Genomic DNA, 21,904 nt, shown 5'->3' with positions numbered 1-21,904 from the left:
TACCTCCTTTTATAAAAAAGAAACTCAAATCTAAAAGACTGAGTTTCTTTCTTTTTCTCTATTCTGATATTCAGTTACGTAAGGATGGCTTACGCGAGCTATTTCTCTTCCATCTAGTACGACTGGAATTTCAATATATGTTGGACCTGATTTTGTATATGGTTGTTTATCTGGATTATCATTATCAGGTCTATATTGAACGACATTAGGATTGTCAGATAGCACTTCCCTCCATCTAGAAAGGTTCCCGACATCATAAATGGAGAGCCCTTCGAACCGTTCCATTTGACGACCTATTTCTCTAACCATATCACGCATGCTTTCAGGAATATGTGTAATCCAATCATTTTGCCAATCTCCATCTACAAAGATTGCATTAAAATATTTAGTTAATGGGTCATCACCTTGAAAACTAAATATTTCTTCGGGTTTTAAAGAACGTATACTATTAACAGCTCCTGATACTGTATCTTGTAATGCATCTCGTACGACAGAATATTGCGTTTTAATCCCTTCTGCAATTCCGTTTGCCATTTGAACGCCTGTAAATAGCATTTTATTCGAACTACTTCCTAATGCTAATTCATTTACTAAAGCATTATTTGCCTTTGAACCAAGCGTACGACTCTCACGTTCAGCCATATAAGATCCCTTTTGAATACCTAGAGCAAACCCTTCACTAAAAGGTTTCCCACCCTGATCTCTAGTTAACTTTGATGGTGAGTTCACATTAAGTGTAGCCTTTAACGCTTCAAATGCTCCTCGTGCTAAACTAGATGCTACATTTTGTACATTCCATTCACCATTAGAAATACCTTTAGCAAATCCACTAGAAAACGCTTCACCAGGACTAACCGAACTAACGCTTTTCAGACCAGAATTACCGCTTTCCGCTACATTAGAACCGCTCGACCTCGCTTGCCCTTTTGTATTTTCCATACCTTGCGCAAACTGACTACCACCTTTTTGACCTTGTGGAGTACCATTGATTGTATTAAAACCAGCATGAGCCGAGGTAACAGCTTCTAAAGCGCTTCCTCTGATATAGCCTTTTTGATTAACAATCCCACTTCCAACACCTTGTCCACCTTGATTACCTGCCGGGTTTCCATTAATAGTGCTAAAAGCGTTATGAGCACTATCAACAACCTGTAATGCGCTTCCTCTAATGTAACCATCTTGACTTACTATCCCTTGCCCTAGCTCACTGCCACTCTTACTTCCACCGCCACCATCTGTAGTACTTCCCATAATCCCTTCTACAGCTTGTTTCTTTCCTGTTGCCGCATTCTCAGGAGCCATATTACCAGAAATACCATTAGCCTGCGTTTGACTAATATCAAATCCAACTTGCGTTAAATCTAACTTCGCTCCATTTTCAACTAGTAAAGCAATTGCTTTCGCTGCTAGTTCAGCGTTAATGGATCCATTTTGCATACCTTGAACGAGTGTCTGTACATTAAATTGTCCTGCTTCACCAAGATCCACTTGAACATTACTTTTAATATCTAGCCCCATAGTCTGTGCGACTTGTGGTAAAGATAATGCCCCAATTTGCATTCCATTAATTAAAGTTTGAATGTTATTCTGACCTTCTTGAGTAGCGTCGACATTCATTCCGTTTTTAACGTTTTGTTGAAAGAATTGAAATACAGTATCAAAAGATAAAGTCCCTGTTTGAAGTCCTGTAATCCACGAGTCCATTGTCATTTTCCCGTAGATTCCTAAATCAATTGTGGTATTACCTTGCATATTTTTACTTAGGAATTCTCTTACTTCACCAGTATCTTTTGTTTTAATACCATCGATCCATTTTTGCATGGATTCAATACCACTTTGTGATAAATCCACTTTATAAACTTCTTTTAATTTATTAGCATTTGCGGTTGCTACAGCTGAAGAATCTAATTCACCCTTTTGAAGCTTCTGTAAGAATGTATCAATTGTGAATTGTCCAGCTGGCCCTAAATCAATTTTCATTTTGCCATCAATTTCTTTTGCCATTGATTCGGCTAATAATCTAGATGATTCTGTACCCTTTTGTAATTCAGAAAGATACATTCCTATACTTTCAATTTTAGATTTGCCATATTGCAACTCGTATCGAAGTAATTTATCTTGATAATCTTTTTCAGCTTTCTCTTGATCACTTCTAAAGCGTTGTTCCAAATCAGCCGATTTTTCACGGAATCCATATGCCGCTTTGAACCTTGCGCCCCATCCCTTATCTTCCGCTTCTATCCTTTTAGCTTGTGATGCCAAAACTTCTGAATCTTCTTCCTTCATATGTTGCTGTAACACTTTAAATCCATCATTTCTAATTGTCTGCAAGTCATTTACATGCTTCGATTCATAAAGTGCAATAGCATCTAATGTCGCTTTTCTTTCTTCCGGTTTAATTTCGCCTAATTTAAACGCTTTTTCTACATTTTCGCGCCAACCTTTGGTTTGCTTTTCTAAAGATTTAACACCATCTTCATATACCTTTATGATGCTTTCAAACCGTTTTTTGCCAGCATCTAAAGATAGCATCCCTCCAGCTTCAATTTCTTTCGAAATAGACGTGATTTCCTTTGCTTTTGTGTAGAATTGTTGAACGTTTTTATCAGCAACCTGTAATGCTTGTTCGAATTTTTGAGCGAAATCTTTTGGCATTTTCATGGTATCTCCTTGATACCTTTTAATACCCTCTTCCAAAATCTTTTCCGCTTGTGTAGCAACTTCAATCTCTTTATTAATAGATTCAATGACATTATTTTTCACTTGTTCTAGGGTTTGTTTAGCACCCTCAGGAACAGTTCCCATCAACTGACTAAACATTTTATTGAATTCGCTTTTCTTTCCTTCTAACTCTTTAATAACTTCATTTGTCATTCTTTGAAAAGCTTTAATAGTTTCGTCTGCTGCTTTATTCGCTTCTTCACCTGTTTTAAGTTTTAAATCCATCATGTTATTGATAGCTTTATCTTTTAAGTCCACATAAGCACCAGCTGCTTTACTCGTTGCGTCACTTACTCTTTGACCAAACTTATCCATATCATTTTGTGCCTGTTTGGATTTTTCGTTCAGATCGACTATTGCTATACCTAGCGCCCCTACAGCAAGAACAGCTCCAGTAATAGCTAAAGCAATCGGGTTTGCTAATAAAGCGCCTATCCCCATTGCTAAAAATCCTACAGCTGTTGTTACCCCTGCTATCCCGAAAGCCAATAAAGCACTTTTTGCAATCATTTGTTGTGTCGATTCATCTAAATTGTTAAACCAATCTACGACACCCTGAACACCAGATACTACATCAACTAAAATAGGTAATAACGCATCACCAAATGACTTTTTAAGAGTGTCTACAGCACCACTTAATTCTTCAATTTTTCCTTTTGTTGTATTCATCTTTGTCTCAGCAACTTCTAACGCTGTTACCTTTGACATTTCCGTATACATATTTTTCACACCATCTGAGCCCTCTTTATAAAGAATATTAGCGGCACGAATGGCATCAGAACCAAACAATGTATACATGTACGACTGTCTTTGCTCAGCCGTTAATCCTTGCATTGCCATTTGAAGAATTTCAGCAATATCAGACATTTCTTTCAAATTACCATTTGAATCGAAAAAGGCATTTGTCATAATACCCGTTTCAAAAGTTAATTTTTGAAACGCCTTCTCCGCTTTTTCAGATCCAACCTTCACACCGGCTTGTTTTGCTGCGAACTCGGATAAAGCACCAGTTACATCTTTAAATGAATTTGAAGTTGGTTTAATCCCTCTTTCTCCAAGAAACTGCATTGCTTTGCCAGTATCGATTGTTATTAATCCCAAATCACTAAACATATCGTAAGCTTCATTAGATTTTGGAATTAAGTTTGCTAGCATTGTCTTCAATGACGTACCTGCATCAGAGCCTTTTAAGCCGTTCTGTGCAAATAAAGCTAATGCTGTTGTTGTATCTTTAAAACTAAGTCCCACACCAGCTGCAACCGCTGAAACCATTGATAACCCAAACTTCATTTCTCCAACACTAGTTGCTGAAGCATTTGCTGCACCAGCTAATAGATCAGCCGCTTGTGCTACTGATAAGTTATCATCCTTAAATGCATTTAAAGCTGTAGAAGCAATTTCTGCTGCATCCCCCAATTCTAATTCCCCAGCTGTCGCTAAGTTCAAGGCACCCTCTAAACCACCGTTAATAATGTCAGTTAGGCTTACCCCTGCTTTAATTAGCTCTTCAATACCTTGCCCTGCTTCCACAGATGAATATTTTGTTTTTTCTCCCATCTGTACTGCAAGTTCGCTAATTTTCTTCATTTCATCGCCAGTTGCACCAGAAACTGCTTGAATATCAGCCATTTTCTGCTCGAAATTCATAGATTCCTTTACAGCCATCGCAAGTCCAGCACCAATAACCCCAGTCATGGCTGCAAAGGTAGTACCGACCTGTCCACCTACATCTTGCATTTTATTTCCTGTATCGCGCATCCGTTCTCCGGTACGATGAAGACGATTTTGTTGCTCGGCTAATTCACGGTTCGTTTCTCTTATTTCATTTTGAATTCGCTCTTGAGCTGTTTCAGCACGATTCATAGCAATCGTATTGTTATCTATTTGCGTATTTAATCGTTGAAGCGCTTGACCGTTAGATGTGTATTCAGCTTGAAGTTGTTTTAATTCTTGCTTTAATTGTTTAGCTTCTTGGGAATTACGTCCGAAATTTTGTACAGCCTGATCATACTGTGTTTCAAGACGTTCCATCGATGCCGCCAATGTTAAATTTGAAGCTTGTAATTGTTCTTGTTTTTGTCTTGCTTGTTCAATCCTTTGGCGGTAATGTTCTACCTTTTGTCCTTGTAATGTGAATTTTTCATTCAAATGAGTTAACTTATTTTGTAACTGTTCAACAGAGTTGCCAAGTAATCTAGCTCTTTCACTCGTTAAATTGAACTCTGAATCTAATAAACGTAAACCACGATTAATTCCTGCTACTCCATTTTCAAAACGTTGGGTATCCAATGTGACTCGTGCGCCAATTTCCATGTCTCCAGCCATTTATCTCACCTACCTTTATAACCAATCTGGTGCTTGATTTGCTGTTCGGACTACATTTTTATCTTCTTGCTTTTTCTTATAAGCTAACGTTTTAAAGAAAAGTACTAGATCCATCTGATTAATATCCGTTTGGGACATACCAGAATCTTGTAACATGCTATATATCCCCAACATCATTTCTGTTGGTTTGAATGGTTCTTTCTGTTTCTCTGTCTCTTTTTTTTTGCCGGATTTGTCTTTGATTCAATAGCATTAATAACTGCCACAGCCTCAGCAATACGGCCTACAATCGCTAAACAAATTGCATAGATAGTTGATGTTAAAAACCAAATGTGTACTCCTTCAAGAAACTCTTCCACTGTAAATCGATTTCCAAACACTTTAACAACAAAATGAGTAGCTTCTTTTAGTACATCAAAGTGAACATTCTCAACATTCAATTTCTCTGCCCATTCAGCTGCTTCAAAACCGTCAGTAGACGAAATGTATGTTGGTAAAAAGAAAGTTTTTTTACCAGTGGGTAGATTTAAAACCAATTTAAACGATTCTGTCTTTTGATTTTCTTGCATATTTGAATCTCCCTTCATAAATAAAGGGCACAGCATTGAGCTGTACCCTTTTTATACTTTTATTTGCTAAGTGATGGTGCCGTTTCTGTTGGTGGTGTTGGAACTGTTTTAAACCAGTTCAATGCAACAGTTGCATCGTACCCTGTTTCTTCTTCATCTAAACGATGTCTCCAGTTTCCATCTGAACGTTGGATCGCTTTGCATTTAATTTTAGCTGATTGGAAAGTCGGTTTGTCTTCAGCTGTCTTGTGTTCATCTTCAGGAATTTCAAACTTCGTTTTGTAGTAGCAATAAAAACGATTTTTCCCATTATCTTTTGGTAAACGATATAATAACGCTACATATGGAGCAACATCATTTACATTATCAATTACCTGACCTTTAATTAGTTTCTTTCCTAATAATTCAGCGTAAGTAGATAATGAAATATCCGCTGTTTCTAGTTCAATCTCCACACCACCAAAGGCACTTGCTGTTGCTAGTGGACCTCCTTCTGCGTAGAACGTTACGGATTCATTTTTAGGTGAAGCCTTGCCACTTACTGCATCTCCAATTTTCTTAGGTGCTGCATACGTAAACTTACCATCTGGTGTTTCTGTCAAAATCGCATAATGTAAATCTCTAAAATCGACTGCAATTGCCATATTTGTTTTCCTCCTAAATTTTTAATTCTGTACGAAATCTCATACCATAATGATAGATTTTCGTATCGGGTTCATATAAATTTGCTGTTGTAATACGCTGAAATCCTATATTTTTCATAGAAGTGTTTACTGCTTCTTTTAAATCACCCTTAACAGGGCTAAAAGACCAAATGTCTACTTGAAATAAAATAGTGCTAGTAGATTCCGCACCCTCCGCGTATCTCCTAGCACTATTATCTAACTCAGAATAAGTAATCCATGTTTTTCCGTTATCGTCACCACGAATCATATTGTAGATATATTCTCCACCAATTTTTTCTACAATAAAAGGCGTTGTAAGTGCACGTAACACATCTCTTTCTAAGAATCTCATACGATATGCAATGCCGTTGCAAAGACATTTCGCATCTCATGAACTGCCTTTACTTCCGTGTGAGTTACTGTCTTCTCTATAAACCCTTTATGTGGTGGATGTGGCATTTTACTAGTTCCCCAGTTTTGGAATTTCATATAAAAGTGTGGAGAATTATCATCTCTTTCCCACCCCACACTAATTGATTTGACTCCATTCCGATTTTTTATTTTTCCGACAAGCACCTCGTCCTTTGCATGTTTCCCTGTTCTCCATGATTCTTTTGGTGAAGGTGGTTTCGGATGTGCACTTACTGGACTTTCTACCTCTAGAGCATCCCTTACTACCTCAGCACCTTTCTTTAATGCTGAGTTTTCAATTGTTTTTACACTTCTTCCTAAAGCTTCAAAGCGTTGAATTGCTTCTTGTATTCCAAAGGTTGTTACTTCTGCCATATAGATCGCTCCTCGCACACCAAGCATGTCTCTTTATGTTGTTCATCAACATCTACAACAGCTTTTATTTCAAAGAGTCGGTCATCATATAAGACTCGCATTTTCGAATCAATTCCCCTACGAAATCGCATAAAAAAATTCACTGTACGTACCGCATTTTCAGTATTTCCAGCGAATATTTCATAGTTAAATCCCTTTCCAAATGGTGTTTTTGCTCTTGCCCAAACAGTGACAACATCTTTCCATTCTGGTGGAATTGGATTCCCTTCTTCATCTTTTTTATTTGTAATTTCCTTTTGGATTGTTATTCGTTTATTTAATTTACTTGGATTCATGATTATCACCGTTATTATAGTCCCTTAATTGTAATATAGTAGTTTCTAATGACTGTTTTAACGCTGGGACGTTTAATGATTTATCTTGATTCTCATAGTTTAATAAAACATGTGTAATTACCGCTATTTTGTAAAGGGCCTTTTCACTTTCAGGAACACCAGAACCTAGTAAGGCTTCTTTTGCTCCATCAATTAGAAGTTGGATAATTGTATCCTCTTCATTCCCATCAATTTTTAATTTTCCTTTTATAAGCTCCAGCATGCTATCACCTACGATCCTGAAGCACTTGTTTTCGCTGATAGTTCAACGCTTAACGTTGAACTTAATCCGTTATTCCCAACAGCTTTCACTTGATAAGAATATGTTGTATCACCTGTTAATCCTGTATCTTTATAAGTTGTTGCTACTGACGTTCCTACTTGTTTGCCATTACGTAATATTTGATATTCTTTAATGCCCCCATCATACACAACAGGAGACCAACTAATGTTGGCCGTTGTTACTGTTGTAGAATCAGCTTTTAATCCTGTTGGAGTTTGGGGTGGATTAGGGTGTAGTCTGTACTTCCGCAATACGGAATGCGGATTTCAGTTTGATTTTATGGTCAAACCAAGCTGTTAACACAAATAGTTCAATACCCGTTTTCACATCTTTATCGCGATCATAAATCATATTTGGATCATAGTTGAAGTGGGAATATCGAAAATCACCTACAATAGGATTCACTGCTGAATCACAGAACTTAACTGGTTTTCCTAAAACTTGTTCTGGTTGAGCATTATATAAAGTAGCACTGCCATTAGCAAGCGTTTCAATTATGTCTAAATAATCTGCATAGCGCATTTTAATAGTTGCATTTGCACGGAAGTCCTCATGTAAATCTGCAACTGCTGACTTAATAGCTTTATATAAAGTTGCACCTTTAACAGCTTTAATGCCAGCTTTATAGAATGACATAGACTCTTCCCCAGATTTAGGTGTTGTAGCGAATGCCACTTTCTTCTCTTTTGCTGCTAAACCACTTTCTAACGCCTGATCTACAGTTTGCACCAAGTTTGTATCTGTTGCTGCTAAAACAGTTTCTGAAATAGGTACAAACACCTTGAATTTATTACGTCCGAAGGTTACAACATCACCTTCCGCTTTTAATTCCTTTGCTGTTTCTGTATCAGCAATAAAATCATCATCATCTAATGTAAATGTAACTTTAGGAATTTCAAGATTCGTTACACTTGTAAATGTAGATACTTCCCTTAATGGATTTTTAACGAATGGTTCATGTAATAATTCATTCGTCATTGTGCTTGGGAGAATTTTTTCTCCACCTGTTGAGTTCTTATCACCAAGAGCTGCTCGTGCTTCTTGCGATAAAGTACCACCGCGAATTGTAGCGCGAACTAACTCTGCTTTCGCTGCAATTACCTTTTGCTTTGGATCTTCAATAGATTGTAAACCAGTTTGAGTTTGAAATTGTGCTTTTTGTTCAGCTTCCATCGTGTCATGTTGTTCTTTAATTACATTGAAGCGCATTTGAAGATCTTTCTTAGATTGTTGTAACGTTTGTAGACTTTCCATGGTTGCGGATGGATCAATTGCCTTCTGAGAAAGTTCACTCTCTACTTTTTGGAGCTGTTGACCAATAGTAGATAAATTTTGTTTTAATTCAAATAATGTGTTTTTTGAAAAGTATTGAAAGTTACCAAGGGATAATCGAAATTTATTTTTCATTTTCATGAATGAATTCCTCCTAAAATTGTTTTTATATAGTCCGCATTAGCTTTCGCTTCTTCGGCAATTTTTTGTCGTTCTAACATTTCGTTTGATGATATGTTAGCTTGTGCATTAACTAATTGTTGTGGAATATTTTTGTATTCCTTCATCCACTTTTCATCTAGACATGCTGCTGCATTATTTGCTGAGATAATTTCATCACAAAGTCCATACCCAATTGCTTCTTCAGCTGATAACCATGTCTCTGCATCTAGTAATTGTTTTAATGTATCTTCATCTAACTTGTCACCAGCACGGGTTAGATAGTGTTGTACCATCGATTGGTTAATACGTTCAATATCATCCGCTGCTTTACGTAACTGATCGGCATTTCCTGATGCATATGTCCATGCATTGTGTATCATCATCATTGAATTAGCATACATAATAATTTTATCTGAAATCATTGGTAATACTGACGCACATGAAGCGCCTATTCCATCAATATAAGAGATAACCTTCGCCTGATGCCTTTGTAACATTGCGATAATAGCCATCGTTTCAAAGACAGATCCACCTGGACTATTGATGTAAAGGTTAATCGTTTCAATATCGTCACCTAATTCATCAAGTTCATTTTTAAACGTAATAGAAGATACTTCTCCATACTCTTCCCATGCATACTTTGTAATTTCTCCATAAATAAAAACATCGGCCGTTTTACCATTGGCGGATGCTTTCATTTGAAAAAACTTATTCTGTTTGATCTTTGCCACCGTTTTTCACCCCCTTCCGTTGAGTTGGGTCCATATCAATTGGATATAAATCACCACTTACCCAAAGTTTTGAAGCATTACCACCCACAGGCGGTTCATCTTCTTTCTGACGAACATCATCTTGTGATAACCATCCACTCCTAATTGCGGCTTGATAATAAGCTGTTCTTGAAGCTGTATCCCCTCTTAACAGCCCTCCAAGGTTGAATTTAAAGTAATGGCCTTCTTGCCGTTCTTTTTTATTCAGCAACTTACGATTCATTTCTTGCTCATACTGACGAACAATAGGAGTCAAAGTCATTTGAACAAACTGAATCATCAACTGTTCATTACTGCTGTAACTTTGTCCTTCCGTGTCATTTAAAAATGTAACCGGAACATTAAAAACATTAGCAACCCGTGAACGTGTAATTCGTTCTGATGCTAACGTATCTGAAGCGAAGTATTTCCGCTCCATTTCTTCTATATTCACACCTGGTTCCCTGAATAAAATACCACCATTCTCTTGATAGAATCGTCTAAAATCATCAATGATTTTTTGTCTCTTATCGTTATCTACCTGTGTTGCATAATCCAAAATAAAACTATCTTTCTTCTGCATTTCTGACAAACTAAATTCTTGTACTGCCTTATCATATTCAAGAGTATTTCTCAATACATCAATTGGACAAATGCCTTTCCATCTTGAAATACCTGTGATGTGTTTGACATGAAACATGTTCATATTGTGGATGTAATATGTACCTTCAATCCCACGTACCTCATACCACAAATTATTATCATCCGTGTTTAAAAAAGGCGTTACATAAGCGGATTCAATAGGGATTAATGATTCCACTTGAAATCGAATATCACGGATAATAGCTGCATATCCATTTCCAGTTTCATTTCTTGAAACTTCAATTTTATTTATCCATTCAAATCCGGTCATGTTTGGATTAGGTTCATTCATCACAACATCAGACACTTGGTTAAAAACCGTATCATAATCCTTATAAAGCTTTAATGGCAAAGATGCTACCGTATTAGATAATCTGCTAATCACACTAAAAATCGTCTCATTTGTAGCTAACTTCGCATTATCAATACCCCAAAACTTCCTTCCAAACCATGAAGTGAAGTCATATCCAGCACCTTTCCATCCCAATGAAGCTCCTTTAATTGCTCCCTTAACACGATTAATCAGTTTCAATTTCTCACCGCCTTTCTATTTAAAAAGATCGTTAACTGATATAAATTCAATATTTCCATCACCTTGTAATTGAGATAACATAGGGATTACTTCCGTATGAGCGTTTAAAAACGCTGCAAATCCATCAATCTTTCGATATTTACTCTGTTTAGATGGTAAAAAGTTCCCATTTCTGTCTTCCACAAGCTTTACATTATTCATATACCAACGAAAAAGACGGTTTTTATTACTGATTATTTTTCCATCCAACAACAATTCTTTTACATCCTTTAATGCTGGACTTAAAGTTAAATGCCCTTGTCGAACTGGTTCGGTTTTAAATCCATATGCTTTCAAATCTTCATTTAAACGGTAAGCATTGGCTGGATCATAAGTGATTTTCTTTATAAAATATTGTTCAGATTGCTCGACAAACCAATCATACACATACTCATATTTCACATACTCACCAGGGATAATAGTGAGCCAACCTTTGTCTTTAAATTCTTTGAAACTAATATTCTCGTTATCACGATCAACTTTAGCCTGCGGAACCCAACTATGAGATAGCACAAAAACATTTCCATCCTCTAAAGGGAACTCTAAACAAGCGCTTGTAAAATCTTCTGTTGCGGATAAATCATAACCTGCAACACATTCTTTACCAGCTAATGTCTTTATATCAATAACTTCTTCATTTCTTTTTAATATCTCAATACCTACAAAGGACATTTCATCATTATCAACAAAGATGTTAAATTGTTTTGTAATCCAGTCATTCTTTTCCGCATCTGTATGCTTGTCTGTATTCCAGTCATCAATAAGCGATGGAAGATCTAGCGAAACTCCCATATTAGGATTTGCTTTAATCCACAGTTCAGGATTCTCAATTTCATCCACACTATCCATTTCGGCCATGAAATAAAACTTTCTATCTTGGTCGATAACTCCTTCCAAAACATCAGTTGCAATTTCATAGTATTGAACAAGTGGTCCTTCAAGCTGATATCCTGCCGTAGTGATATAAACAATCATTGGTTGTTTACGTGCACCACGTGATTTTTTTATAACATTAATTAACTTAAAGTTTTTGAATTCATGTATTTCATCAAAAATACCAAGATGTGTATTTAATCCGTCTAGTTTCTTACTATCTGATGCACGAGGTTCAATTTTAGAATGCGTTTTATCATGGAAAATACCTTTCTGATTTTCGCGTAAATGTTTCCGAAGAAGGGGTGATTTTTGAACCATTGCACGACTTTCATCAAATAACTCCCCAGCTTGTTGTTTTGTATTTGCTAAAACATAAACACGAGCACCTGGTTCATTATCTTTAGCAACAGCATAATTAGATAAGCCAGAAATCATTGTAGTTTTTCCATTTTTACGTCCAATAAAAATAAGGCCCTCACGAAAGCGCCTATAACCTGTATCTTTATGAATCCATCCATACAAAGAACCTATAACAAAGTGTTGCCACGGTTGAAGAACCAACCTTTTATAATCACCTTTTGATGGACGACAAAACTTTTCTATATATCGTATAGGTCGATGCGCTTTTTCTTCATCAAAAACCCAAGGGAACTCCTCAGTCCCCTGTCTCCTCAAATCGTTTAGATGACGTTGACAAGACAAGACATTTTTCTTACTAGCTATTATATTTCCTTTCACAACTTGTTCTGCATACCAAGTTGTTCTTAGTTCAGGAGATGGATCTACCAAAATATTAAAATGCTGTATCTGCTCATTTCGCCAATTTTTATACCACTTAGCTATTTCAGAGGGCTTAGAAGTTGTCGTAATCATCATCAGAATCTCCAGTTAGCTCTTCCTGAAGCTTTTTTCGACTTGCCCCAGTCAACCCTAGCTCCCCTAAATATTGTCGAATCTGTTGTAAATATTTAGGTATCTCTGGTATCAAAGTGTGCTTAGTCAGATTTGTAGCACCAGCTTTATTTGTATACTCCATCGTCAGGCCTTCTTTTTTAACATTAGCTGCCATCTCTCTAAACATTTGATAACTGAAGGCAATCGCTTCAACTACAATAGGATCATTGATATCAGCCTTTCCTTCAACTTCTAAAACAGACCAAATACGAATCCAAGTATCTTTTCCTACCTTTTTTAAATGCGTAGGCGGTTTCCTCTCAATCAATCCTTTATCCACGATATCACCTCACTTACATTTTATGGATAAAAAGTACCAATTCAGAAATAAAAAGCTCTTATTTTCAGGCTTTACCCCCCTTTAGAAACATCACTTGCGCTACCCACGAAGGAGGCGTCCGGTCTGGGCGGAAACGGCTCTGAACAATAAAAGGAGGGGGGCTATATGAATTCTTTGTTCGCTTTTACTTTTACGAACTGAATTCTCCTTTTGCTTTTCTTTTTCCCTCCACCCTTTTCAGGATGTTCTTTATTATGACATGAATTACATAAACTAATTAAGTTATCTAATGTTAATGCAAGTTCAGGATATTCACTTCTTTCTTTGATATGATGGACCATATCAGCAGGTACTGGTATCAATGGATCATGCTTCATACACTCTTGGCAACGGTAGCTGTCTCGTATCAATGCTAACTCTCTACACCTTCGCCACGCTGTGCTATCGTAGAACTTCTTTGCTTCTTTATCCCGTTTGTATTTATCATAGAACTTATGCTTCTGTTGTTTGGTTTTGTATTCCTTAGTCACAACAACCACCGGAATATAAGTGTTGTTCGACCTCTAAGATTCTTTTATAGCTCTCAATGTAAGCTGGATTGCAATTGTTAATAAGCAAACAATACTTCTTCACTTTAGTTAAATCATATTTAATAGCCCATGTTGCTTCTGTTGTATGATTGATTTGTACATCTTGCTTTAGCTTTAAAGCTTCAATAAGTTCCTCGGTTGAGAACTTAGATAATAATTCTGTTACACTTTTAGATTCAGATTTCTGTTCATATACACCATCCATATATCCTCACTCCTTACTTTAGATACTTGTACTCTACCTGTTCTTCCACAATAGGATGATTGTGCTGAATGATTTCAGTATTACAGCGTTTATTATCAGATGGTACATGTTCAATATGAATGTATGTCCGATTAATCTTATCAATCGATTGTGATTCCCAATCAAATGCAACATGTAACTTTCTATCTATCTGTTTGCCTTTGTAATAAACTATTGGTTTAGCATCTATATCTGATAATGTAATTGTTAATAACGGTTCTACAGTCTCATTAGATTGTTTGTACTTCGCTAACTTAAACACATCTACAAACGCACCATTACATTTCGGACAAACAGTAACTTCTTGATATTCATCTTTTGGTGCTTGATAAGTTTTAATTTGATAGTCACAAGCTAAACAGCATCTCAAAATATTACTCATTCGTCCTCACTCCTTATCTTTCCTTAGCATGTTCTTGAAACAATTGTATTTGCCGTTGGTTGAATTCTAGAAACAGCTTCACTAATTGTCTTCCCATCTAAAACAGTAGGAACTTTTACTGTGATTCCATTCAATTCACTCTTACCTGTCAACCTCCCCATAACTCTTTCTAACTTCTCGAATGCAGCCACACATTCATTAGTAGCTTCCGTTACTTCCTTCATTTGCTTTAAGGCTTGAGTTGTATCAACATCGATATTAATTTTTATTTTGTTATTAGCCATTCTTTATCCCTCCAAAATAAAAAGCACCCGAATGGATGCTTTAAGATCAGATATTTATTTACAATTAAATTACGGTATGTGAAGTTTTATTCTTCTCTCAGCTAACAACCACGACAGACGCCATCGGAAAACTTATCAGGTTCTCCTGATTCTGTCTACCTAGGATGTTGTTAGCTCAAAGAAGAGCAAAAGCTCTCCTTATTAACGGTAACATTCAATCAGTACCATCTGCTGGTTTCGGATTTTATATGCCCGTTATTATGAAACCGTTTAGACAACATATAGATTATAAAGGAATCTTTATGAGTTGTGTTTTCCGCCACTTCTCACAATACAAATATATCATGTTAAAAACCAAAACGTGTCCGTAAATAGTTCGCAAATTGTCCGCGAATAGTTCACATTTTATTAATCATTCTTCGTCTTATTTATTTTATCCAAACTCTTTACTATATCCTTTAAAGCATCTGGTATCTGTCGCAGTTTATAATCTCTCATCACTTGTTCATTAGTATGCATTAGCGTTGAACTAATCTGTTCTAAACTGATATAAAATTTATTTTCATAAGTTTTCCCTGTCATATCCTTGTACTTGACCGTCCCACTAGTAGTATACTGGCTCAATTTTTCCTTAGATAGTTTGACTAGTCCAGATAAGGGATACAACACTTCCTCATTCGGCTGAACTGGCAATCCTTTTATTATCTCAAACAAAGATTGCCCCTCCATTAATATCAAATTATTATCTGCATCTACACTCTCTAAAATTGCTAGCGTATTACCCGCGTTTTTCACACCAACTTGCATTATACCGTAACGATCATAATTTATTACAAAAGTTACATAAGGTCTGTCTTTATCTTTTTGACTTTTTAGCACTCTAGCCGCTACGATACTTGAAATCGATGCTACTACTACCGATAAAGATGAAATAGTTAAATTAATTTGGTTTATGAGAATACCATATACAGCTCCTCCGATAGCTGTAAACATAAGTATCAAACTTAATCCTATAATAAGTTCAAAACTTGTTATGAATTTTTTTAATCCTTTTATCAAAACATCCCCTCCTTCATATATTAAGTATACAACATATCTAAATTCGTAAAGTATGAAACATGTAATAAAAACACTTCATTTTTTCGTTGTTTTCATGCTTATTTCATCATTTAATATCTAAAACTCCTAAAATTGAATTAGCTATAAACTAGATTGTGTTAAGTTAGCCTCTCCTGTTTTTTCTTACAGATACCAAGCTTTCTAGCATTTCATCAAAATGAATTTGACACTTTCAGTTTAAAGCTAATTCAATAAGTGATAAAAAAATAAAAGAATTAGATTTTAAATTTCCTTTGATAATCATTTAATGTATCTTGTTGAATTCCTATATATCTTAAAGTCTCTTTTTGATCTGTATGGTTTAACATTTGTTGTAAAGCAACTACATCTTTAAACTGTTTATAATGATGGTACCCATATGTCTTTCTTAGCGAATGAGTTCCAATACGTTCTAATCCAAATTCTTGTGCTGCCTGATTCAATATGACATATGCCATCGATCTTGTAATAGGCCTATTCTTTCCATTTCTACTTTTAATAAGAAATTCATTCTTCGGTTTTCCTTTTGTATAATCCCTTAATGCTTTCTTTAAATCAGAAGGCATCTTCACATCTTTAATCTTATTAGTTTTCTTTTCGCGAATAAAAATATTCCACCCTTCAACATCACGTACTCGCAAACGTAGAATATCTGAAACGCGTAATCCTGTATTAATACCAAGAAGGAACAGAATGTAATTACGTTCATTCTGCTCCTTAAAATATTCTTTTAGTTCTTTAATCATTTCTTTATCACGAATTGGCTGTACAATGTTCATACGTTTTGCTCCTCTTTTTGTCTAAGTGTTTTTAGATATACCTCTTTCTTTAGATTGAAAGCTAAACGTAATATCGCACGTCCTTTTAACTTATAATACTTTGTTTTGCCTATACCTAAATCCATCCAGATATCAGGATCATATCCAATATCATCTTCCATATAAAATTTCACGATGACCTCTCGTTCATCATCTCTTAGGCGATTCACAGCATCATACAACCAACTCATAAATTCTTTTCTTTCTTGTTCATACTCAATTCTTTCAATTGCAATATTCTCAGTTGAACTATTAAACTCGTTTGTAGTTGATGGAGGAACAATAGAATATGATGGCGTCACTTTTGGTAGCATATCACATGGCATTGTCGCTAAATATGTACGATACTGGCTGAACACTTTTTCAATTCCTTGTTTTGTTCTTTTCCCATCCACGATTGGCATTTTAAATGATAATTGTTTATTCATATTAAATTCCTCCATTATTATTATTTTTGTCTTAATGCTCCGCGTCTTCGTTCATAACAAGGTCTATGCATCCCCATTAAATCCTCAATTTCACGAGTACTTAATTTCTCTTTTTGTTTTTTCTTGTTTTTCTTCTTGGCTTGATTCGATTGCTTTTTCCATTCACATAGTTGATCCTTTAACACCTTCATTTCCCCATCTCCCTTTTCAAAATAAAAAGGACACCTATTCCTAAAACAGCTTTAATTGCTGCTTTAATGAATTGGTGTCCTCTAGTTTTCTAGCCGGACTATATTCTTTTTGCTTTTAATTTAAACGGATTATTTTGTTTAAATTCTCATAATACACTTTTTAAATTCCTTAACATTGGAAATAGCTATGAAAAAGACTACATTTTAGAAGTGCTCTAAATGTCCGATATAATTAAACTCTGTATTGTATTAATTGTTACCCTATTTTTAACATTTTCCATAATAGTGGATTTTCAAAAGCCTCAAAAAGATATGTTTTGGTTCTCGGTTGAAGTAATGTTTCTCCTTGCAGTTTTTTGATACTAAAAGACTATATCGTCAAGCATATAACATAATTTGATGAATAAAACTCATTATTCCGTCGACACTATATACAACCCATTTCGAACCATATTCCATTACCTGAGCAGTTAGCTTTTGCTAGCTGCTCCTTTATTTCGTTCCTGTTCTTGTTTGTTGAAAAAATCTTTAACTGCATTTTCCCAATAAGTACACATAATCCATTCCCCACCCATGAATAAGATCAATAACTCAACATATACTATTTATACATCTAGATAATTATCCCTGTATCGAGCAGTTAGACTGGGCTAACTGCTCTTTTATTTATGATAGATTCTACAAAACACTTTTTATTTTATTTCAACCATAATAAGTAAAAACTTGAAATCTAGTTAATTTCTTTATAAACATGACTGGTTTACATGCAAATTAAGAAATGCGAAATAACAATAACCGAGCTGCTACACTGGTAGCTCCTGAAATTGTCCCTCCTATTGAAATTGTATGTCCACTTAGGTTAAACAAACTAATTGTTGTACCAGCTGGAATTTGACCAGTAAAACCAAAACCTACAACCTCTTGTCCTGCAGACTGTGCATAATTTGCTCCATCTAAAGCTGGGGTTGGAATACCATTCAGTCCTATACCGACAGCAAATGGTCCCGTTTGGGTCTCTGCAGGCATTAAGGAACCTATACAATAATAATTACCTGCAACCACAATTGTAAAAGTATCAGTGCCATTAAATGTTACATTATCAAGTACTAGTACTGGCGCGGTAAACTGAATAGCTGCTAAATTAGCTACTGTTTGCGCAGTATTTGTTACAACACTAGCACTTGCGGTTGATAATGCTCCGGTTGCTCCCGTTGCTCCCGTCAATCCTGTTACCCCTGTTAATCCTGTTGGTCCTGTTACTCCCGTTAATCCTGTTGGCCCTGTTGGTCCTGTTACTCCCGTTAACCCGGTTGCTCCCGTTGCTCCCGTCAATCCTGTTACCCCTGTTAATCCTGTTGGTCCTGTTGCTCCTGTTACTCCCGTTGCTCCTGTTACTCCCGTCAATCCTGTTACCCCTGTTAATCCTGTTGGTCCTGTTGCTCCTGTTACTCCCGTTGCTCCTGTTACTCCCGTTGCTCCTGTTACTCCCGTTGCTCCTGTTACTCCCGTTGCTCCTGTTGCTCCTGTTGCTCCTGTTACTCCCGTTGCTCCCGTTGCTCCCGTTGCTCCCGTCGGTCCAGTTGGTCCTGTTGGTCCTGTTACTCCCGTTGCTCCCGTTGCTCCCGTTGCTCCCGTTGCTCCCGTCGGTCCAGTTGGTCCTGTTGGTCCAGTTGGTAATGTAAATGAGGGTATAGGCGGTAAAGTTGGACCAACCAAGTTGGAATCGAATGCTTTAGCACTTAGAATTTCATTATGTTTTAAGCTTTTCTTATTCTCCATCAATACACCTCCTAAATACGTTTATCATTTTTAATAAATGCTTAATAAACAAAAATGATACAATTTCAAATGAAAATAAAAAAACGTATTGAGTACCAAATGAAATTGTTATTTAACTTTCTTGCGTAATATTTTTGCTTCTGCTCATACTATGGTTGTAATTCGCAATTACAAAAGCAACATTTGATAATTACCGTTTTCTTTTCTTACCAGGACAGCTAGCTAATCATGCTAGCTGTTTTATTGTAATCTGCCTCTGTATATCTTCTTGATCTCAATTTCACTGAATCCCTCATACACCGTAAATACTTCCGGAAACTGACTCAAACACATATCGATGATCATGTCGTCAGTTGTTCTAACGAAGAAGTACTTAACCTCACCCAAGTAATCGTTGTGTAGGTAATAACTCCTAATCTCGCATCGATATCCGTTAGCTTCCAAGACTTCATACAGCTTGTTTTTCGTTTCATCCATTTCAAATATTGATAACTGCCCCTCCGCAATATCCATTTGTTCAATCATTTCTCCATTCCCCTTTCGATTTGACTGAAATGTTATTTTTTATCCTTGTACTCCATCTCTACAAATTCAGCTGAATCGATTCCTTTCATTATCAATTCTTCTAGAAAGTAAAACGCTTCTTGTTCCCCTTCGTTTTCCCTTATATTTTGAAACTGTAATTTCTGTTCTTCATCTAATTCAAATTTCACCTTCGCCTCTAAAACCATCATTCATCCTCCTTATTTATTAAAATGAAGTTTTTATATAAAGTTTTCTCAATAGTCATAAACTGGAATCGCATTTCCTTTTATAGTAACGTATTGGTAATCCTATAAAGTTCTATCGTTCCATTAAAAGGGCCCGCACCCCTAATCGGGTCCTCTTTAATGTTTTCTACTAAAATAGTGTTTTTATACTAGTGTACAAGCCGTTTCTATTCAAAGAAACACAACATAGAATAAAATACAGGACCAAGCTTTCTAAAAACTTGTCCGAGTTATTCTTAAAAAGAGGTGAACATAAATGCCTATCGTTAAGCCTTTTATAGCTGGAAGAAGATTTATAAGTACAGCAGCAACAGGGACTGTCGCTGGAGCGGATTTAACTTTTGCTAACACAGATTTCACTGATGACACTGGTGCCGTAACAACATTCCCTGCTTCTTATGCTTTTTTCACGCTTTATATTAATGGCGTTATTCAAACAAATGATACTATTACTGGCGTGACTACTACAGCTGCTACAATTGTAGGAGGAGCCGTCCTAGATGGAGGTACTCCTATTGCAATTGAATTTACTATAACGTAATTTTAGTTTTCGGTAATAGAGGCTTCATAATTAACAAGCCTCTATTTTTTAATAAATCTTACGCCCATTTTAATAGCAATTACATAATGCAGAGCATACACTAGTATGGAATGATAGGAATTTATACTCACTCTCGAACAGAGCACTATATATAGTGCTCTGTTTTAGTTTCCTTTTTTCTACAAAATGAAATTTTTATTAAGCTTATTTTCACTACCGCATAACATATTTAATTCTGCTCATACTATAGTTGTAACTTAACGTTACATATCATTTACTTGTAGGGCCTAATTTTCTTTTGTACAACAAGTAGTTAGCTAATTAAGCTAGCTGCTTTGTTGTGCAAAATGAAGTTTTTATAAAAAGTTTTCTCAACACTCATATACTGGAAGTTCATTTCCTTTTATGGTAATGTATTGGTAATACCATAAAGTTCTATCGTTCCATTAAAAGGACCCGCACCCCTAATCGGGTCCTTTTTAATGTTTTCTACTAAAATAGCGTTTTTGTTTAAATTTCTACTGTACTTATATATGTCCCTGTATATCCAAAAACAAAAATATAGTAAAATATATTTATAAGTTCGTTTAATACTTAAATCTATTGAGAACAGGAGGTCCGTATATGAATAAAAGACTTAATGTGTTAATGAAAATCACGCCCTTCCTAAGTGTACTTTTTATCTTAATTGGAGTATCAATGGCAATATTTGCTGCATTAGATCATAACCACAAAATGTTCATGGGTTCACTATTCGTAATTGTACAAGCTGTACTTGTAATTACATATACTAAGATGTTTAAAAAAATTGGTTTCTAAAACATTGAATACCAGCTGAAATGTTCAGTAGATATACTTATCATTTCAGTTGTATTTTCCTATTCAAATACGTTTTTATTAACATCGTGTTTTCTTGATTTAAATATTCATGTTAAAATAACCTCATATCATTCTTTTTACTTTCACTTTAAAGATGATACTTCAATCTTTGCCCTAGTTCTCTAGGGCATTTTTTTATTTCAAATAAAGGTTTTCTTAAAATTTGTTTCACTCTTTATTTTTCAATTTCCATATACTTTTACGGACTATAAAAAAATACACAATATAGTTCTTGGTCAAAGAGCGCCATACACCCTAATGGTGCTCTTTTCTATTCTTATAAGGATTTTGTTTAATTTTCATTAACCTTATTGATTCCTTTGCATACATTATAATCACAAGGAATTCTACAGGTTTCCCTAGGCCAATTACCTTGTATTCCTTGCATACCTTAAGGGAAGAATCCGTTTATAACAAACGGGTTCTTTTATTTTTGCTCGTACAATGAAAATTTTGTTCAGTTTCACTCTAAAATTTAAATTTTCATTTTTTCATTCAACCAAGTTCATAACATATTCTTTTCCCCCGATAAAATAATGATTAGGTGTCCCATGTGCATTTTATCCACTGGAAATAATACCTTTCACGTACTTACGTATTAGAAACTTCATTTCCGCTTCTTCTGCAATAGCAATTTTGTTCAACTTTTTGATACATTTATGAAACATTTA

Annotated in this window: 27 protein-coding genes; 2 read left to right on the top strand and 25 right to left on the bottom strand. The window is 35.6% G+C overall.

What is annotated here, in order from left to right; all coding sequences use genetic code 11:
• Positions 1-30: 30 nt before the first annotated feature.
• The 25 genes from F3I02_RS15825 to F3I02_RS15705 form a co-directional block, all read right to left on the bottom strand.
• A complete protein-coding gene (locus F3I02_RS15825; RefSeq protein ID WP_196478154.1) occupies positions 31-5,046 on the bottom strand; it encodes a phage tail tape measure protein in 5,016 nt (1,671 codons plus the stop codon).
• Positions 5,047-5,061: 15 nt separating this feature from the next.
• A complete protein-coding gene (locus F3I02_RS15820) occupies positions 5,062-5,202 on the bottom strand; it encodes a hypothetical protein (RefSeq protein ID WP_000938714.1) in 141 nt (46 codons plus the stop codon).
• Between the two features lie 17 nt (positions 5,203-5,219).
• Positions 5,220-5,615: a phage tail assembly chaperone G gene (gene gpG, locus F3I02_RS15815; RefSeq protein ID WP_196478153.1), complete on the bottom strand. Its 396-nt coding sequence runs from the start codon at positions 5,613-5,615 to the stop codon at positions 5,220-5,222.
• A gap of 59 nt (positions 5,616-5,674) precedes the next feature.
• Positions 5,675-6,259 (bottom strand): major tail protein, encoded by a 585-nt coding sequence (locus tag F3I02_RS15810; RefSeq protein WP_196478152.1) that lies wholly within the window; start codon positions 6,257-6,259, stop codon positions 5,675-5,677.
• A gap of 13 nt (positions 6,260-6,272) precedes the next feature.
• The gene (locus tag F3I02_RS15805) at positions 6,273-6,632 is read right to left on the bottom strand and encodes a hypothetical protein (RefSeq protein ID WP_001211430.1); all 360 of its coding nucleotides are present in this window, start codon (positions 6,630-6,632) and stop codon (positions 6,273-6,275) included.
• Entirely contained in the window at positions 6,629-7,066 is a 438-nt protein-coding gene (locus F3I02_RS15800; RefSeq protein WP_098629070.1) for an HK97-gp10 family putative phage morphogenesis protein, read from the bottom strand. Before F3I02_RS15800 ends, F3I02_RS15805 begins: the two co-directional genes overlap by 4 nt.
• Positions 7,054-7,401, bottom strand: coding sequence for a phage head closure protein (locus tag F3I02_RS15795; RefSeq protein ID WP_141493392.1), 348 nt, complete (start codon positions 7,399-7,401; stop codon positions 7,054-7,056). Before F3I02_RS15795 ends, F3I02_RS15800 begins: the two co-directional genes overlap by 13 nt.
• Positions 7,388-7,663: a head-tail connector protein gene (locus F3I02_RS15790; protein ID WP_061684785.1), complete on the bottom strand. Its 276-nt coding sequence runs from the start codon at positions 7,661-7,663 to the stop codon at positions 7,388-7,390. Before F3I02_RS15790 ends, F3I02_RS15795 begins: the two co-directional genes overlap by 14 nt.
• Before the next feature lie 8 nt (positions 7,664-7,671).
• Entirely contained in the window at positions 7,672-7,974 is a 303-nt protein-coding gene (locus tag F3I02_RS15785) for a fibronectin type III domain-containing protein (RefSeq protein WP_196478151.1), read from the bottom strand.
• On the bottom strand, positions 7,949-9,136 hold the full coding sequence (locus F3I02_RS15780; protein ID WP_087876100.1) for a phage major capsid protein: 1,188 nt from the start codon (positions 9,134-9,136) through the stop codon (positions 7,949-7,951). Before F3I02_RS15780 ends, F3I02_RS15785 begins: the two co-directional genes overlap by 26 nt.
• Positions 9,133-9,888, bottom strand: a complete 756-nt coding sequence (locus F3I02_RS15775) for a head maturation protease, ClpP-related (protein WP_098398304.1) — start codon at positions 9,886-9,888, stop codon at positions 9,133-9,135. Before F3I02_RS15775 ends, F3I02_RS15780 begins: the two co-directional genes overlap by 4 nt.
• The gene (locus F3I02_RS15770) at positions 9,866-11,080 is read right to left on the bottom strand and encodes a phage portal protein (RefSeq protein ID WP_098398303.1); all 1,215 of its coding nucleotides are present in this window, start codon (positions 11,078-11,080) and stop codon (positions 9,866-9,868) included. Before F3I02_RS15770 ends, F3I02_RS15775 begins: the two co-directional genes overlap by 23 nt.
• A gap of 15 nt (positions 11,081-11,095) precedes the next feature.
• Entirely contained in the window at positions 11,096-12,868 is a 1,773-nt protein-coding gene (locus tag F3I02_RS15765) for a terminase large subunit (RefSeq protein WP_196478150.1), read from the bottom strand.
• Positions 12,849-13,229, bottom strand: a complete 381-nt coding sequence (locus F3I02_RS15760; RefSeq protein WP_000357492.1) for a phage terminase small subunit P27 family — start codon at positions 13,227-13,229, stop codon at positions 12,849-12,851. The genes F3I02_RS15765 and F3I02_RS15760 overlap by 20 nt, the downstream gene beginning before the upstream one ends.
• Before the next feature lie 161 nt (positions 13,230-13,390).
• On the bottom strand, positions 13,391-13,759 hold the full coding sequence (locus F3I02_RS34665; RefSeq protein ID WP_308018567.1) for an HNH endonuclease: 369 nt from the start codon (positions 13,757-13,759) through the stop codon (positions 13,391-13,393).
• Positions 13,752-14,024: a hypothetical protein gene (locus F3I02_RS15750; RefSeq protein WP_098218091.1), complete on the bottom strand. Its 273-nt coding sequence runs from the start codon at positions 14,022-14,024 to the stop codon at positions 13,752-13,754. Before F3I02_RS15750 ends, F3I02_RS34665 begins: the two co-directional genes overlap by 8 nt.
• Before the next feature lie 13 nt (positions 14,025-14,037).
• Positions 14,038-14,445: a hypothetical protein gene (locus F3I02_RS15745; protein WP_196478149.1), complete on the bottom strand. Its 408-nt coding sequence runs from the start codon at positions 14,443-14,445 to the stop codon at positions 14,038-14,040.
• Positions 14,446-14,468: 23 nt separating this feature from the next.
• On the bottom strand, positions 14,469-14,729 hold the full coding sequence (locus F3I02_RS15740) for a hypothetical protein (RefSeq protein WP_196478148.1): 261 nt from the start codon (positions 14,727-14,729) through the stop codon (positions 14,469-14,471).
• A 408-nt stretch (positions 14,730-15,137) separates the two neighbouring features.
• Positions 15,138-15,788 (bottom strand): hypothetical protein, encoded by a 651-nt coding sequence (locus tag F3I02_RS15735; protein WP_196478147.1) that lies wholly within the window; start codon positions 15,786-15,788, stop codon positions 15,138-15,140.
• Between the two features lie 275 nt (positions 15,789-16,063).
• Positions 16,064-16,606, bottom strand: a complete 543-nt coding sequence (locus F3I02_RS15730; RefSeq protein WP_098578469.1) for a site-specific integrase — start codon at positions 16,604-16,606, stop codon at positions 16,064-16,066.
• Positions 16,603-17,073 (bottom strand): ArpU family phage packaging/lysis transcriptional regulator, encoded by a 471-nt coding sequence (locus F3I02_RS15725; RefSeq protein WP_196478146.1) that lies wholly within the window; start codon positions 17,071-17,073, stop codon positions 16,603-16,605. Before F3I02_RS15725 ends, F3I02_RS15730 begins: the two co-directional genes overlap by 4 nt.
• 20 nt (positions 17,074-17,093) lie before the next feature.
• Positions 17,094-17,264 (bottom strand): hypothetical protein, encoded by a 171-nt coding sequence (locus F3I02_RS15720; RefSeq protein ID WP_196478145.1) that lies wholly within the window; start codon positions 17,262-17,264, stop codon positions 17,094-17,096.
• 771 nt (positions 17,265-18,035) lie between these two features.
• Positions 18,036-19,043, bottom strand: coding sequence for an exosporium leader peptide-containing protein (locus F3I02_RS34570; RefSeq protein WP_196478144.1), 1,008 nt, complete (start codon positions 19,041-19,043; stop codon positions 18,036-18,038).
• A gap of 240 nt (positions 19,044-19,283) precedes the next feature.
• Entirely contained in the window at positions 19,284-19,568 is a 285-nt protein-coding gene (locus tag F3I02_RS15710; protein ID WP_196478143.1) for a hypothetical protein, read from the bottom strand.
• A gap of 32 nt (positions 19,569-19,600) precedes the next feature.
• Positions 19,601-19,777, bottom strand: coding sequence for a hypothetical protein (locus F3I02_RS15705; RefSeq protein ID WP_196478171.1), 177 nt, complete (start codon positions 19,775-19,777; stop codon positions 19,601-19,603).
• Between the two features lie 292 nt (positions 19,778-20,069).
• On the opposite strand from F3I02_RS15705, the gene F3I02_RS15700 reads away from it, so the two are divergent.
• Both F3I02_RS15700 and F3I02_RS15695 read left to right on the top strand, forming a co-directional pair.
• Positions 20,070-20,354, top strand: a complete 285-nt coding sequence (locus F3I02_RS15700) for a DUF4183 domain-containing protein (RefSeq protein ID WP_196478142.1) — start codon at positions 20,070-20,072, stop codon at positions 20,352-20,354.
• A gap of 624 nt (positions 20,355-20,978) precedes the next feature.
• Positions 20,979-21,173, top strand: coding sequence for a hypothetical protein (locus F3I02_RS15695; protein ID WP_001042536.1), 195 nt, complete (start codon positions 20,979-20,981; stop codon positions 21,171-21,173).
• Positions 21,174-21,904 lie beyond the last annotated feature (731 nt).

This window comes from Bacillus sp. SRB3LM (assembly GCF_015712745.1).
Classification (GTDB): Bacteria; Bacillota; Bacilli; order Bacillales; family Bacillaceae_G; genus Bacillus_A; species Bacillus_A thuringiensis_K.
The sequence above is the reverse complement of the archived record's forward strand: the minus strand, read 5'-3'. Positions and strand labels throughout refer to the sequence as shown.